General features: G+C 65.5%; 18 protein-coding genes. 9 read left to right on the top strand and 9 right to left on the bottom strand.

Annotation, left to right across the window (positions count from 1 at the left end; all coding sequences use genetic code 11):
• The first annotated feature begins 3 nt into the window (after positions 1 to 3).
• From rplM to erpA, 5 genes are all read left to right on the top strand, one after another.
• Entirely contained in the window at positions 4 to 432 is a 429-nt protein-coding gene (gene rplM / locus LDO41_RS09800) for a 50S ribosomal protein L13 (protein WP_223985778.1), read from the top strand.
• A 12-nt stretch (positions 433 to 444) separates the two neighbouring features.
• Positions 445 to 837, top strand: coding sequence for a 30S ribosomal protein S9 (gene rpsI / locus LDO41_RS09795; protein ID WP_223985761.1), 393 nt, complete (start codon positions 445 to 447; stop codon positions 835 to 837).
• Positions 838 to 1,059: 222 nt separating this feature from the next.
• Positions 1,060 to 1,821, top strand: a complete 762-nt coding sequence (locus LDO41_RS09790) for a DUF6776 family protein (protein ID WP_223985758.1) — start codon at positions 1,060 to 1,062, stop codon at positions 1,819 to 1,821.
• 49 nt (positions 1,822 to 1,870) lie between these two features.
• Positions 1,871 to 2,401, top strand: a complete 531-nt coding sequence (locus LDO41_RS09785; RefSeq protein WP_223985755.1) for a bactofilin family protein — start codon at positions 1,871 to 1,873, stop codon at positions 2,399 to 2,401.
• 119 nt (positions 2,402 to 2,520) lie between these two features.
• Positions 2,521 to 2,889: an iron-sulfur cluster insertion protein ErpA gene (gene erpA, locus LDO41_RS09780; protein WP_223985737.1), complete on the top strand. Its 369-nt coding sequence runs from the start codon at positions 2,521 to 2,523 to the stop codon at positions 2,887 to 2,889.
• 74 nt (positions 2,890 to 2,963) lie between these two features.
• Here the strand turns inward: erpA and LDO41_RS09775 are convergent, their stop codons facing one another.
• On the bottom strand, positions 2,964 to 4,112 hold the full coding sequence (locus LDO41_RS09775; protein WP_223985735.1) for an anhydro-N-acetylmuramic acid kinase: 1,149 nt from the start codon (positions 4,110 to 4,112) through the stop codon (positions 2,964 to 2,966).
• 1 nt (position 4,113) lies between these two features.
• Positions 4,114 to 5,502: a M23 family metallopeptidase gene (locus tag LDO41_RS09770; protein ID WP_223985732.1), complete on the bottom strand. Its 1,389-nt coding sequence runs from the start codon at positions 5,500 to 5,502 to the stop codon at positions 4,114 to 4,116.
• 274 nt (positions 5,503 to 5,776) lie between these two features.
• Between LDO41_RS09770 and tyrS the strand changes: the two genes are divergently transcribed.
• The 4 genes from tyrS to LDO41_RS09750 all read left to right on the top strand — a co-directional run bounded on the left by tyrS (position 5,777) and on the right by LDO41_RS09750 (position 8,915).
• Positions 5,777 to 7,018 (top strand): tyrosine--tRNA ligase, encoded by a 1,242-nt coding sequence (gene tyrS / locus LDO41_RS09765; protein WP_223985730.1) that lies wholly within the window; start codon positions 5,777 to 5,779, stop codon positions 7,016 to 7,018.
• A complete protein-coding gene (dtd, locus tag LDO41_RS09760; RefSeq protein ID WP_223985727.1) occupies positions 7,015 to 7,491 on the top strand; it encodes a D-aminoacyl-tRNA deacylase in 477 nt (158 codons plus the stop codon). Before tyrS ends, dtd begins: the two co-directional genes overlap by 4 nt.
• 37 nt (positions 7,492 to 7,528) lie before the next feature.
• Positions 7,529 to 8,176 (top strand): YbhB/YbcL family Raf kinase inhibitor-like protein, encoded by a 648-nt coding sequence (locus tag LDO41_RS09755; RefSeq protein ID WP_223985709.1) that lies wholly within the window; start codon positions 7,529 to 7,531, stop codon positions 8,174 to 8,176.
• A gap of 64 nt (positions 8,177 to 8,240) precedes the next feature.
• Positions 8,241 to 8,915: a histidine phosphatase family protein gene (locus LDO41_RS09750; protein ID WP_223985706.1), complete on the top strand. Its 675-nt coding sequence runs from the start codon at positions 8,241 to 8,243 to the stop codon at positions 8,913 to 8,915.
• A 13-nt stretch (positions 8,916 to 8,928) separates the two neighbouring features.
• Here LDO41_RS09750 and LDO41_RS09745 read toward each other — a convergent pair whose 3' ends face one another.
• The 7 genes from LDO41_RS09745 to ruvC form a co-directional block, all read right to left on the bottom strand.
• Complete coding sequence (locus LDO41_RS09745) at positions 8,929 to 9,591, bottom strand: queuosine precursor transporter (protein ID WP_223986979.1); 663 nt, start codon at positions 9,589 to 9,591, stop codon at positions 8,929 to 8,931.
• A 251-nt stretch (positions 9,592 to 9,842) separates the two neighbouring features.
• The gene (locus tag LDO41_RS09740) at positions 9,843 to 10,436 is read right to left on the bottom strand and encodes a BPSL1445 family SYLF domain-containing lipoprotein (RefSeq protein WP_223985703.1); all 594 of its coding nucleotides are present in this window, start codon (positions 10,434 to 10,436) and stop codon (positions 9,843 to 9,845) included.
• 30 nt (positions 10,437 to 10,466) lie between these two features.
• The gene (locus LDO41_RS09735; RefSeq protein ID WP_223985700.1) at positions 10,467 to 11,063 is read right to left on the bottom strand and encodes a copper-binding protein; all 597 of its coding nucleotides are present in this window, start codon (positions 11,061 to 11,063) and stop codon (positions 10,467 to 10,469) included.
• A gap of 138 nt (positions 11,064 to 11,201) precedes the next feature.
• Positions 11,202 to 12,266, bottom strand: a complete 1,065-nt coding sequence (gene ruvB / locus LDO41_RS09730) for a Holliday junction branch migration DNA helicase RuvB (RefSeq protein ID WP_223985697.1) — start codon at positions 12,264 to 12,266, stop codon at positions 11,202 to 11,204.
• A 16-nt stretch (positions 12,267 to 12,282) separates the two neighbouring features.
• Positions 12,283 to 12,864 carry a Holliday junction branch migration protein RuvA gene (ruvA, locus tag LDO41_RS09725; protein WP_223985683.1) on the bottom strand — a complete coding sequence of 194 codons (582 nt, stop codon included), beginning with the start codon at positions 12,862 to 12,864 and terminating at the stop codon, positions 12,283 to 12,285.
• A gap of 19 nt (positions 12,865 to 12,883) precedes the next feature.
• A complete protein-coding gene (locus tag LDO41_RS09720; RefSeq protein ID WP_223985680.1) occupies positions 12,884 to 14,011 on the bottom strand; it encodes a glycerophosphodiester phosphodiesterase in 1,128 nt (375 codons plus the stop codon).
• A 16-nt stretch (positions 14,012 to 14,027) separates the two neighbouring features.
• The gene (gene ruvC, locus LDO41_RS09715) at positions 14,028 to 14,573 is read right to left on the bottom strand and encodes a crossover junction endodeoxyribonuclease RuvC (protein WP_223985677.1); all 546 of its coding nucleotides are present in this window, start codon (positions 14,571 to 14,573) and stop codon (positions 14,028 to 14,030) included.
• Positions 14,574 to 14,612: the final 39 nt, after the last annotated feature.

Genomic DNA, 14,612 nt, shown 5'->3' with positions numbered 1-14,612 from the left:
ATCATGAAGACCTTTTCCGCCAAGCCTCATGAGGTAAAGCGCGACTGGTACGTGATTGACGCGACGGACAAGGTCCTCGGCCGTGTTGCCAGCGAAGTGGCACGCCGACTGCGCGGCAAGCACAAGCCAGAGTTCACCCCGCACGTCGACACAGGCGATTACATCATCATCGTTAACGCCGCCAAGATCCGTGTCACGGGTACCAAGGAACAGGACAAGAAGTATTACCGCCACTCGGGTTACCCCGGCGGTATTTACGAAACGACGTTCGGCAAGATGCAGCAGCGTTTCCCGGGCCGCGCCCTGGAAAAAGCTGTCAAGGGCATGCTGCCGAAGGGCCCGCTGGGCTATGCGATGATCAAGAAGCTGAAGGTTTACGCCGAAGCTGATCATCCGCATGAAGCACAGCAGCCTAAGACGCTGGACATCTAAGGGGCCAAATCCATGATCGGTAACTGGAATTACGGTACTGGCCGCCGCAAGAGCGCTGTGGCTCGTGTCTTCATCAAGTCGGGCAAGGGCGATATCGTCGTGAACGGCAAGCCCATTCAGGAATATTTCGCTCGCGAAACGTCCCTGATGATCGTGCGTCAGCCGCTCGAGCTGACCGCCAACGCGCAGACCTTCGACATCAAGGTCAACGTGAATGGTGGTGGCGAAACCGGCCAGGCCGGTGCAGTGCGCCACGGTATCACCCGCGCGCTGATCGACTGGGACGCAACGCTGAAGTCGACGCTGTCGAAGGCAGGCTACGTGACCCGCGACGCTCGTGAAGTTGAGCGTAAGAAGGTCGGTCTGCACAAGGCACGTCGTCGCAAGCAGTTCTCGAAGCGTTGATGCGCCTTCGCGGAGATCCGGTACCTCAGGTTGCCGGGTCCTGCGAGGTCCGAAAAAAACCGCACGCCTGGCGTGCGGTTTTTTTTTCGTTCCGTTTCTGACCGAACGTGGCAATTTCGCCGAAACAGCTGAAAGTGTCGCCAATTCCCGCGCCTGTCATGGTTTTGGAGGGATAATGCTCGCCCGCCGAGACATTTGCGGCGCAGAGTTGCAGGAGATCGCATGAAATACCGGCCGCTGCGTCCACGCAGAGGGTTGCGCGGCTCGCGTGCGGTGATTCGCGCGCATCGTTCGTGGCGTAGCTGGATGATGGGTGCCGTGCTGTTGCTCGCCATCGGTGTTGGCCTCGCGGTTTGGGCCTACGATGCGGGTCAGCGCGGGACGCAAGGTCCCAGCGTGGGCGGTGCGGTCACGCCAGAGCCGGCGGTGCAGGACGCGGAGTTGCGCGATGCCCTGAAGGCCGTGACCGGCGAGCGAGATCGCTTGCGCGCGGGGGCCGATACGGCCGAAGCCGAACTGCGCATGGCCCGTGCCGCGCAGGAACGGCTCGCGGAACAGCTCAAGGCGGCGGAAGCCGAGAGCGCGCAGCTCAAGGAGGACCTCGGGTTCTTCGAAACGCTGCTGCCGGCTACCGGCGACACGTCAGGCGTGCATGTGCGCAGCTTTCGCGTGACGCGCGACGAGACGCAGCCGCATGCGCTGCACTACCGCCTGCTGGTCATGCAGGGCGGGTCGCGCGCCTTCGTGCCGCAGCCGGAGTTTCAGGGCAACCTGGAGTTCACGATCACGGCGCTGCGCGCGGGCAAGCCGTTGACGGTAACGGCGCCGCAGTCGGGTGGGCCCAGCCTGCCGCAGGTGCGGTTCCAGCATTACCAGCGCATCGAAGGCGACCTCGCGGTGCCGCCGGATGCGGAGATTCGCGCGGTGGCGGTCCGCGTTGTCCAGAACGGACAGGTCCGCGCGGCGCAGTCTGTCTCACCGTAAGTAGCGTAGCAAGCAGCAAGGCAGCAAGCAGCATTCAGGAGAAAACAACATGTTCTCGAAGAAGAAAGGTTTGTCCATCGATACGCTGATCGGCGCCGATGCCGTGATCGTGGGCGATGTGACGTTTGCCGGGGGATTGCGACTGGATGGCCGGGTACGTGGCAACGTGACCGGCATCAAGGGCAAGCCAAGCATGCTCGTGCTGAGCGAGAAGGCCGTGATCGAGGGCGAGGTCCGCGTGGGCCATCTGATCCTCAATGGCAGCGTGACCGGTCCGGTACACGCCGCGGAATTGCTCGAACTCCAGCCGAATGCGCGAGTCTATGGAGAAGTGCATTACGCGGCGCTGGAGATGCATCAGGGCGCACTTGTCGAAGGCCGTCTGGTGCCGTTGAGCCAGGGTGAGCCGAAGGCACTGCCGGCCCCGACCGCTGTAGCCGCCGTGGCCGCCGAGTTGGTCGAGGCAGACCGCAAGGACGGCAAGGACGGCAAGGACGGCAAGGACGGCAAGGACGTTGTCGGCAGCGCCGATGGCGAGGGGCCGACAGACGCTGGCGGACGTCAGCAGGCCGCAGCCTGAGCCAAACCCAAGCCAAACCTGAGCGTAACGTGTGTCAGTGCCCCTTGAACGCGAGGGGTTTCGGCACGATATTCCCGTAGCGCTTAGAATACGGGCGTATCTAACTAGGAGAACCCCCCATGAACGCAGTCGCAGAGGCACCCGTAACCGAGGACGTGCCGGCACCGTTCGTCTTTACCGACAGCGCAGCCGACAAGGTCAAGCAGTTGATCGAGGAAGAGGGCAACGCCGACCTGAAGCTGCGCGTGTTCGTGCAGGGCGGTGGTTGCTCCGGCTTCCAGTACGGTTTCACGTTCGACGAGGACGTGAATGAAGACGACACCGAGATGGTCAAGAACGGTGTCACGCTGCTGATCGATTCGATGAGCTACCAGTATCTGGTGGGCGCAGAGATCGACTACAAGGAAGACATCAACGGCGCGCAGTTCGTGATCAAGAACCCGAATGCCAGCACCACCTGTGGTTGCGGCTCGTCGTTCTCGGTCTGATCGACGCTTCGGTCTTGCCGCAGTAAAAAAGCGCACCTCACGGTGCGCTTTTTTTATGTCTTGCGGGTTCCGCTTCAGCGCGGATACAGCGCACCCAATACGCGCGGGCCGGCCGCGCCGGTGACGGTGGGCACATTGCCGGGCGCGCGATGCACGCACTGCCGCGCGAGCCAGGCAAACGCAATCGCTTCCACCTGCGACACCGGCACGCCGAAATCGTCGGTGGTCTGCACCGCGACGCCAGGCAAGGCCCGCGCCAGCTGTGCCATCACAAAGCCGTTACGCGCGCCGCCGCCGCAGACGATCAGCCGGCGCGCGTCCTCGGCATGGCGCCGTACGTCGCGCGCGATGGCCTCAGCAGTCAACACGGCCAGTGTGGTCTGGACGTCGGCGGGCGCGGGCACGCGCGGGTCGCCGGCATCGAGGCAGTCCTGCAGCCAAAGCCGGTGGAACAAGTCACGGCCCGTGCTCTTGGGCGGTGGCATGCGGAAGTAGGGGTCGTCGAGGCAGCGTGCCAGCAGCGCGGTATCCACCTGCCCGCTGGCGGCCCATCGGCCATCCTCGTCGTACGGCACGCCGCGATGACGTTGGATCCAGTCGTCGAGCAGCGCATTGCCGGGTCCGCAATCGAAACCCGAGACCGGACGGCCGCTCGCGGCCGCGGGAACGATGCTGATGTTGGAAATGCCGCCGATATTGCAGATCACGCGCGTTTCATCGGGCGCGCCAAACAGGGCCGCATGCAGCGCGGGCACGAGGGGAGCACCCTGGCCTCCCGCGGCGATATCGCGACTGCGGAAATCGGCGATCACGTCGATGCCACTCAACTCCGCCAGGAGCGCGGGATGCTGGCTCTGGCGCGTGTAGCCGATGCCGTCGTATTGCCCCGGGCGATGACGCACGGTCTGGCCATGCGCACCGATCGCGGTCACCGCATCGGCGCTGACCGGTGTCATGCGCAGCAACGTTGCCACGCAGGCTGCGTACACGCGCGCCAGCGCGTTCGCGGCCATGGCCTCGCGATGAATCTCGTCGTCGCCGGGTTGCTGGAGCGCGCCAAACGCTTCACGCAGTTCGCTCGGAAAGGGTTCGTGCGCGGCCGCGAGCACGACCGGTCGCGGGCCGGACAGGTCCACGAGCACGCCGTCCGCGCCGTCCATGCTGGTACCCGACATCAGGCCGATATAGCAATCGGTGGGCACGGCGACGGACGGTGCGGTCATATCAGTTGGCGGCGGTCAGGACGTTGTAGGTGCGCAGGGCGTTGATGCGGCCCAGCATGCTGCTGGTGTAGCTCAGGAATTCCTGGCGCGACTTGCCGGTCAGCGTCGGGGCTTCCATCAGGGTGATGGTCAGCGGATTCTGCGGCACGTCGTTGTAGCGGAACTCGTAGTGCAGGTGCGGTCCCGTGGCCCAGCCGGTCTGCCCGACAAAGCCGATGACCTCGCCCTGCGACACATGCTGGCCCTGACGCAGCGTGGCGAAGCGCGACAGATGCGCGTAGTAGGTGGAGTAGCCACCCGCATGCTCGAGCACGACGATGTTGCCGTAGCCGTTCTGCTGGCCCACGAAGTCCACGGTGCCGTCGCCGGCCGCGAACACCTTGGTGCCCATCGGCGCCGCGAAGTCCACGCCCTTGTGCTGGGCCCACTGGTGATGCAGTGGATGGTCGCGGCCGCCGAAGCCCGACGACACGCGCGAGAACTCGACCGGCGAACGCAGGAACGGACGCTTCATGCTGCGGCCGTCGAATGTGTAGTACCCGCCCGGGCCGCCCTCGGGCGCGAACCACAGCGCCTGATGCAGCGAATTCCGATTGATCAGCTCGACCGCGATCACGCGGCCATTGCGCACGAACGTACCGTCGCGGAAGCCGGCCTCGAAGATGATGCGGAAGCGGTCGCCGCTGGCAATGTCGTGGTGGAAGTCGATCACGCCCGAGAAGATCGAGATCATCTGCGCGACCACTTCGTCGGGCACGTTGGCCGCGTCCATCGCCTTGAAGAAGCCGCGCCCGTCGATCGCGCCCGACGCCATCTCGTAGCGCAGGTCGTTATCGACGGTGTTGACGCGTGCCTTGTAGCTGAAGTCGCCTGCCGCGGTGGCGGAGGCCACGCGCTCGATCACGAGTTCGCGCGAGGCGGCGGCGTCGCCGCCGAGGTTGACCTGCAGCGACACGAGCAGGTTGTCCTCATCGACCTCGGCCTGCACGATCTGGCCGGGTGCGAGGTCGAACAGCGCGCGCGCGGTGCGGTTCTTGACGATGAAGGCCTGCGCGTCGGGATCGTCCACGCCAAGGCGGCGCAGCAGGGCGGCGATGGTGTCGCCGCGCTGCATGTGTTCCTGTCGGATGTAGACGCCGGCCTCGGCGTCGGTCAGTTGGGCGAGCTGCTGGCGCAGATCGGGCAGGCGCATCGATTCCTGGACGCGCGGGGCATCGGGGTCGTCATAGGCATTGCGCGGCGCGACGCCCATCGCCGCGGCCATGCCGAGCGTGAACATCGTACCGACGGAGGCCGTCAGCTGCTTGCGCCTGCGCGCATGCAGAGGATTGGTGGGGTCGACGAGCACCACCAGCTCGCGCGCGAAAACTTCGCGGAGTCTGGACCACATCACGTAAAATTCACTCTTTGTATCGGGCACGCGTCCGCAACGATGTGTGTCGTCTGCCTTCCTCCCCCGAGGTGCGGCACGGCCTTGATTGTTTGCCGCCTACCCTACAATGGCGGTTTGGCGCCTGACCAGTGATGTGTGCACGGTGGCTGCAGACACTGCCTGCGGTATGCCCCGGGCACCTCCTGATCGGCGACCATCGAAAGCGCGGATTATACCAGAGATAAAATTGGTTGCCAGCGCGGTTTTCCCATGTATTTCAACGACTTACGTCATGACTGATGTTTCCCCGGCCGTCGCGGCCAAATATCCCCTGACACCGTCGGTGATGCAGGCGCTGGAAATCTCCAAGCGCGGCTGCGACGAACTGCTGATCGAGGCCGAATGGGCGCAGAAGCTGGCGCGCAGCGAGGCGACGGGCGTGCCGCTGCGCATCAAGCTCGGACTGGACCCCACCGCGCCCGATATCCACATCGGCCACACCGTGGTGCTGAACAAACTGCGCCAGCTGCAGGACCTCGGCCATCAGGTCATCTTCCTGATCGGCGATTTCACCTCGACCATCGGCGATCCGTCCGGGCGCAATTCCACGCGTCCGCCGCTCACGCGCGAACAGATCGAAGCCAACGCCCAGACCTACTATCGCCAGGCGAGCCTCGTGCTCGACCCGGACCGCACCGAGATTCGCTACAACAGCGAGTGGTGCGACCCGCTTGGCGCGCGCGGCATGATCCAGCTGGCCGCCAAGTACACCGTGGCGCGGATGATGGAGCGCGACGACTTCACCAAACGGTTCCGGTCTGGGATTCCGATTTCGGTGCATGAGTTCCTCTACCCGCTGATGCAGGGCTACGATTCGGTCGCGCTCAAGGCCGATATCGAGCTCGGCGGCACCGACCAGAAGTTCAACCTGCTGGTGGGCCGCGAGCTCCAGAAGGAGTACGGGCAGGAGCCGCAATGCATCCTGACCATGCCGCTGCTCGTTGGGCTCGACGGCGTGGAGAAGATGTCGAAGTCCAAGAACAACTACATTGGCGTGACCGAGGCGCCGAACGACATGTTCGGCAAGCTGATGAGCATCTCGGACGATCTGATGTGGCAGTACTTCACGCTGCTGTCGTTCCGCCCGCTGAGCGAGATCGACCTGATGAAGCAGGAGATCGCGCTGGGCCGTAATCCGCGCGACTGCAAGGTGGCGCTCGCGCAGGAAATCGTCACGCGTTTCCATAGCGCGGAGGCGGCCGACCGCGCGCTCGAGGACTTCAACCACCGCGCGCGTGGTGGCATTCCCGACGACATTCCGGAAGTCCAGCTGTCCGGCGCGCCGCTCGGTATCGCGCAGCTGCTGAAGCAGGCGAACCTGGTGCCGTCGACGTCGGAAGCCAACCGCAATATCGAGCAGGGTGGCGTCAAGATCGACGGCGCCACCGTGAGCGACAAGGCCACCAAGGTCGAAGCCGGCACGTTCGTGGTACAGGTCGGCAAGCGCCGGTTCGCGCGCGTCACGCTCGCATGATCGCGCTGATCCAGCGCGTCTCGCAGGCGCGTGTCACCGTTGGCGATCGCACTACCGGCGAGATCGGCGCGGGCCTGCTGGCGCTGGTCTGCGCCGAGCGCGGCGACACCGAGAGCCAGGCGGAGCGTCTGCTCGCCAAGCTGCTCGCGTATCGCGTGTTTTCCGACGAGGCGGGCAAGATGAACCTGTCCGTGCAGAACATCGACGGGCAGGGCAACGCGGGCGGACTGCTGGTGGTATCGCAATTCACGCTCGCGGCGGACACCAATAGCGGTACGCGGCCGAGCTTCACGCCGGCGGCCTCGCCCGAAGACGGCCGGCGGCTCTACGAGCATTTCGTGGGCCGCGCACGCGTCGCGCATCCCACGGTCGAGACCGGCGAGTTCGGCGCGATGATGCAGGTGAGCCTGATCAACGACGGCCCTGTGACATTCTGGCTGCGTGTGCCCCCGGGCGCCGCTGTCCGTGGCTAAGCTGGTAGTGAACGTTGAAACTCGGAAGGAGCACCCGATGAAACTCTGGAGCAAGGCTTTTGCCGACAACGCGCCGATGCCCGGCGAGTTCGCCTTCTGCGTGCCCGACGCGGCCACGCACGTGACGCTGTCCACCAACCGCAACCCCGATCTGCACTGGGACGACGTGCCGCATGGCACGCTCTCGTTCGTGCTGATCGCGCACGATCCCGACATGCCGAGCCAGGCCGGCGACGTGAATCAGGAGGGCCGCGAGGTGCCGGCCTCGCTGCCGCGCGTGGACTTCTATCACTGGGTGCTCATCGATATTCCGCCCGGCCTCAACACGATATCCGCCGGCACGCACAGCGACGGCGTGATCGCGCGCGGCAAGCCGGGCCCCGAGGCGCTGGCGGGTACCGCGACCGCCGGCGGGCTGCGCCATGGGGTCAACGACTACACGGGCCGGTTCGCCAACGACCCGGACATGAAGGGCGACTACTACGGCTACGACGGTCCCTGCCCGCCGTGGAACGACACCATTCCGCATCGCTACGTGTTCACGGTCTACGCGCTCGACATCGATCGCCTGCCGATCGAGGGCCGCTTCACCGGCGCGCAGGTGCTGGATGCGATCCAGGGTCACGTGCTCGGATATGCCAGCTATACCGGCACCTACTCGCTGAACCCGAAGCTGATTGGCTGATCCGCGCGATACGCTCATCCGCAGTGGAACACCACCCCAAGAAGCCGCCCCCAAGGAAACTGGCATGTCGTTAAGCACCGGGCCCCATGCGCTGGCCTTTACCCATCTGATCGTGATTCGTCATGGCGAGACGGCCTGGAACCGCGATCGGCGCCTGCAGGGGCAGCTCGACGTGCCGCTGAACGATACAGGCCGCGCGCAGGCGCGCGCGTTGGCGGAGGCGCTCACGGGCGAGCCGATCGATGCCGTGTACTCGAGCGATCTGGGCCGCGCGATGCAGACCGCGGCGCCGCTGGCCGAGGCGCTCGGCCTGAGCGTGCGCGCCGAGCCGCGCTTGCGCGAGCGCTGCTATGGCGTGCTCGAAGGCATGACCTATGCCGAGGTGTCGGAGCAGCGGCCCGAGGATTTTGCGCGCTGGCAGGCGCGCGTGCCCGACTACGCGCCCGAGCGCGGCGAGTCGCTGCGCAAGTTCCAGGACCGCGCGGTGGAAATCGCGTTATCGCTGTCGCGGCGTCATCCGGGGGAACGCATCGCGCTGGTCGCGCATGGCGGTGTGCTCGATTGCCTGTATCGCGAGGCCACCGGCATGACGCTCGAGGCGCCACGCCAGCACGAGCTCCTCAATGCGAGCGTCAACCGGCTGCGTTGCGACAGCGCGCACCTGACGCTGTTGCAGTGGGGCGATGTGAGCCATCTGGCGGCGATGACGCTCGACGAGGTGGATCGGCGCGTGCCCTGAGGGCGCCCTCAGTTCAGACGCGCAGGCGGAACGGCGTGAAGTCGGTGTGGTGATCATACCAATCCTCGTTCTCCGCGCGTTTCAGGAAGTTGACCACCTTGTACGTCACTGGTGTCATCACGACTTCCCACGCGGTCTTCAGCACATACTGCGCGATCGCGACCTGCACGACCTCGTGCAGCGGCCAGATGCCATAGAACGCAATAACGTAGAACAGCGACGAGTCGACCAGCTCCCCCGCGAGCGTCGAGCCGATCGTGCGCGACCATAGCCAGCGACCGCCGGTCCACAGCTTCATCTTGGCGAGCACGAAGCTGTTGGTGAAGCTACCGCAGCAGAAGGCGATCAGCGAGCCGAGCGCGATGCGCCACGTATTGCCGAACACGTCCTGCAGGCTCTTCTGATAGTCGGCCATGAATGGCGCCACTGGCATCTTCAGCACCACGAGGCTCATGAAGGTTGCGAAGGCCAGGGCGGCAAAGCCGGCCCACACCACGCGACGGTCGCGGCCGTAGCCGTAGACCTCCGTGAGCACGTCGCCAAAGATGTACGAGATCGGGAAGAACAACACGCCCGCGCCGAACGTGACCGTGCCGATAATCGGCAGCGTCATCTGCGCCGCCTTGGCCGCGCCGATCAGATTCGAGCACAGCAGCACCGTGACGAACGCCACCATGACCAGGTCGTAGTAACGATAGACGCGTCCGGTATGCGGCGTGGATGGCGTGGGGGAGGCGGGTGCCGCGGGTTCAGCAGGTTCAGGCGGGGCGATGACGGGTGCGGGCATCTTCGGGGTCCGGTCCGGGGGACGTTCGCGCGATTATGCCGGAACTGCGAAGGAGGGGGCCTTCGGCTGGCGCTCGAAGAACCGCCCTCTCCCCGGAGGGAGAGGGGAACACCGTTGGTGCTGGCGGTGTAGCTGGCGGGTCAGATCGACAGCTTGCTGATCTTCGAGCCGTCGAGCGAGACATCGAACATCAGCCCCGCATTGGTCTGCACGAAGCCGATCACGGGCTGCGCGGCGGTCACAGTATCGATCTTGCCGTTGGCGCCAATCTTGGCCAGCGCCACGCTCGCGTCGGCACCGACGGTCCAGCCGCTGCTCTGGACGAACTTGTTGTAGGCCTCGGGCGTCATGAACATGATGATGACGGCCTTGGACTGGCCGCCCGCCGTCAGGCCCACCGATGCCGCGATCGTGCGGTAGTAGCCCACCGTGGCGCCCTTGGCACGTAGCGAGCCATCACCATAAGACCCCCCAATGCCAAGCCCGGCCGACAGCACGCGCGGAAACACGAGAATGCCCTGTGCCTTGGCACCGAGTTCGCGTGCCCCGTCCGCGGAGCCATAGAGCCGATTGAGCGCGCCGTCGACGCCGGCATCGATCTCCTGGCGTTTGGCGGCGTTATCGGATGGCGAATCTGGCCCGGTGGTCGTGCAACCGGCCGCGAACGCGGTGGCCACGACCAGGCCCGATGTCGTGACATGGGTAACGCGCGTGACAAACTGACGTCGATTCATGATGGCTCTCCTCCGGTGACCCGGCGCGGTTTAGCCCGCGGACGGCGACTTGACGTTGATCGCGATGACTTCACGTAGCACGATCTTGACCATCTGGCCGACTTTGATGGCGGCCAGATCGATGGCGGGATCCTGAACCTTGACCGTGCGCAGGTTTTCGCGCGGACCGCGGAAGGTCACGGTGCGTGCCTTGGCGTCGACGCTGGTAATCTGACCCGTGACGGTCGTCGTGACTTCGCGCGTCAGGCCGGGTTTGCCGCCTTCGGCCGCGCGGGAGGTGCGATCGACCTGTTCCGCCATCGCTACGTCCTTGCTGCCGACCGGCTCCAGCTGCGCGACGACGGCCGCGCCGCGCGTGAGCGTGACGATATCGCCTTTGCGGATATTGCCGAAGTTGCGCGCTTCGTCGCCGGCGACGAGTTCGACCACGTTGCCGCGCGGACCCTGCACGAGCACCGCCTTGGTGTCGGCGTTGATATCGATGACCTTGCCGCTGATCACGGCTTCTTCCGCGATGCCGACCGAAGGTGGCGCTTTCTGCTGGGCCTGCGCGCCACCGGCAACGACAAGCGTGGCCAGTGCGGCAATCAGCGAGAGATGGCGGGCAAGGCGGAACGAAGGAGTCATGGCTGCTTGACGCATCAGGTGCGTGTCATTGAAAGACGATGCAGCCATTGTGGACAACGGCTCAGGGGCCGGCAATCCACTTCGAAAAAATTTGCGGCGAATGCTAAATCGTTTAACTCAGGGGCCGCTCGGGGGCGCTCAGGGGGCGTCGAGCAGTTCTCCGCCGCTTTGCGGCGAGGCCAGCCCGAAGTGACGATAGGCGGATGCGGTAGCCACACGGCCGCGCGGTGTGCGCTGCAGGTAGCCCTGCTGGATCAGGAACGGCTCCAGGACATCCTCGATGGTGTCGCGCTCTTCGCCGATCGCGGCGGCGAGGTTGTCGACGCCTACCGGGCCGCCGCCGAATTTGTGCAGCACGGCTTCGAGCAGCTTGCGGTCCATCAGGTCGAAGCCGACGCTGTCCACATCGAGCATCGCGAGCGCCGCATCGGCGATCTCGCGCGTGATCGTGCCGTCGCCCTTGACCTCGGCGTAGTCGCGCACGCGCCGCAGCAAACGATTGGCGATCCGTGGCGTGCCGCGCGCGCGGCGTGCGATCTCGAGCGCGCCGTGCGCATCGATGCGCGCGTTGAGCAGTTGCGACGAGCGCGTGACGATGCGCGACAGTTCCTCGGCGGTATAGAACTCGAGCCGCGCCACGATGCCGAAGCGATCGCGCAGCGGATTGGTCAGCATGCCCGCGCGCGTGGTGGCGCCAACCAGCGTGAACGGTTGCAGATCGAGCTTGACCGAACGCGCCGCCGGCCCTTCGCCGATCATGATGTCGATCTGGTAGTCCTCGAGCGCCGGGTACAGGATTTCCTCGACGACCGGCGAGAGCCGGTGGATCTCGTCGATAAACAAGACGTCGTTGGCTTCGAGGTTGGTCAGCAGCGCGGCGAGATCGCCGGGCCGCTCGAGCACCGGGCCCGAGGTCTGGCGCAGATTGACGCCCATCTCGCGCGCGATGATGTGGGCCAGCGTGGTCTTGCCGAGGCCGGGCGGGCCGAACAGCAGCACGTGGTCGAGCGCCTCGCGGCGGTTGCGCGCGGCGTGCATGAAGATGTCCAGCTGATTGCGGACCTTTTCCTGGCCGACGTACTCGTCCAGCAGCTTCGGGCGCAGCGCGCGTTCAAACGCTTCTTCCTGCCTGGAAGCGGGCGTGGCCGCAATCACGCGTTCGGGGGAACGCTCGGCGCCGGTGAGTTGGTCGGTTTCGATCATGCCGCTATTCTACTCGTCAGCCCTTCGACAGCGCCTTGAGTGCGAGCTTGATGCCATCGGAGACGCCCGTGCCCGCCGGCACCTGCTTGCTGGCCTGCGCGGCTTCCTTTTCCGAATAACCGAGTGCCAGCAGCGCGTTGAGGATGTCCACCGCGGAGTCCGCCACCGGCGTGCCGCCGGGTGCATGACCCAGTTCGGCGCCGAGCTTGCCCTTGAGTTCCAGCAGCAGCCGCTCGGCGGTCTTCTTGCCGATGCCGGGAATACGCGTGAGGCGGCCCGCTTCCTGCAGCGTGATGGCCTGCGCGAGTTCGCTCACGGACAGGCCAGACAGCACCGCGAGGGCCATGCGCGCACCCACGCCGGTGATCTTGATGAGTTCGCGAAACGTGTTGCGCTCCGCCGCCGTACCGAAGCCGAACAGCAGATGGGCGTCCTCGCGCACGATCTGCTGGGTCAGCAGCGTGATCGGCTGTCCGACCTGCGGCAGGTTGTAGAACGTGCTCATTGGCACATCGACCTCGTAGCCGACGCCGTGGCAGTCGACCAGCAGGTGCGGGGGATTCTTCTCGAGGAGCGTGCCGGCAATTCGTCCGATCATGTTTGCTTTGGTTTACGGGTCAGGGTGCGGGCGCATCGACCGCGCGGCGGCCGATTGCGGGGTCGTCAGTAAAGAAACCGTCCACGCCCGCGGCGATGAATGCATCGAGCTCGCGCACCATGCCATTGGGATTGCGCGTGGCCGGATCGCCGGCGATCTGCAGCGCCTTCGGCAGGAAATTGTTCTCGGGGCGGAACGTGTACGGATGCACCACGAGGCCGGCCGCATGCGAGTCGCGCACGAGCGCGGTGGGCGTGGTGCTGTCGCGCGCGATGACCAGGCTTTTCTCGGGGCCGATGCCGTTGGCGTACGTGGCGACTTCGCGCAGGCCCAGCGGTGTAAGCATCGCCCCATAGGTGCGCGTGTCGCCGGCCAGGCGCCAGTCGGCCGGACGCGTGCCCGCGCCACCAATCAGCTGCGTGAAGCGCACGTTCGGCATCGAGGTACCGAGCAGGCGGCGCATGTTGCGCAACGCGCCGGATTCGAACGACTGTACGTAGATCGGTGCGGTCCGCAAATACGTGCTGGCCTGCAGCGCTGGCGCAAGCTTCTCCTCGAGCGGCAGGCCGATGCCGCGGAAATAGCTCGGATGCTTGAGTTCGGGATAGATGCCGACCGGCCGCCCACGCTTCTGCGCCGCCTCGCTGGCGAGCTTCACGATCTCCACAAGCGTTGGGATCTCGAACTGGTCGTCGTAGCGCGCGTTGGCGGGGCGCAGCTTCGGAATACGTTCACGCGCGCGCAGCGTCTTCAGTTCCGTGAGCGTGAAGTCCTCGGTGAACCAGCCCGTCAGCCGTTCGCCGTCGATCACCTTGATGCGCTTGCGGTCGGCGAACTGCGGCAGCGTGGCGACGTTGGTGGTGCCCGTGATGTCATTCTCGTGACGCGCGACGAGCATGCCGTCCTTCGTCGAGACGAGGTCGGGCTCGATAAAGTCGGCACCGTCCTCGATCGCCTTCGCATACGACGCGAGCGTATGTTCGGGTCGCAGCGCGCTGGCGCCGCGGTGGCCGATCACGAGCGGCCTGACCTTCGGCGCTTCCGGCGTGGTGGGCGCGGGCGCCTGCGCGGGCGGTGCCGACACGCAGGCGGCCAGCAAGGCGGTGGCGATGGCCACGGCGAGGATCGAAAAACGGGTGGGGATCATGAGGGGCTTGTGGGGGCTATCCCACCAAACGGCCGCGGCGCACGCGCATGCCTTTGCGCACGAGTTCGGGCGCGAGGCCGGACAGGGTTTGCAGCGTATCGCCGCCGTTGGCATGGCAGATCGCCACGCCGAGCGCATCGGCCGCATCGGAGCCGGGACGGCCCGACAGCGATAACAGCCGCATCACCATTTCCTGCACCTGCTCCTTGTTGGCGCGGCCGTAACCGACGACGGCCACCTTGAGTTGCAGCGCGGTGTATTCGAACACCGGCAGGCCATGGCCGACCAGCCCGCAGATGGCGGCGCCACGGGCCTGACCGAGCAGCAGCGTGGATTGGGGATTGACGTTGACGAAAACCTTCTCGATGGCCGCGCAGTCGGGCGCGTACACGCGCGTGACCTCGCTGATGCCGTCGTATAACGTCTTGAGCCGTTGGGGTAGGCTTTCGTCGCCGTTGCTCTTGATGGTTCCCGAGGCGACGTAGGCAAGCCGGTTGCCTTGCTTCTCGACGACGCCGAAGCCGGTGGTCCGGAGGCCGGGATCGATGCCCAGGATGCGCATGAAGGAGTTGGGAGCGGGTGGAATAGCGCGTAGTGTAAC

The organism is Cupriavidus pampae (assembly GCF_914271485.1).
GTDB classification, from domain to species: Bacteria; Pseudomonadota; Gammaproteobacteria; order Burkholderiales; family Burkholderiaceae; genus Cupriavidus; species Cupriavidus pampae.
Note: the sequence above shows the minus strand (reverse complement) of the source record. Positions and strands in the feature narration are given on the sequence as shown.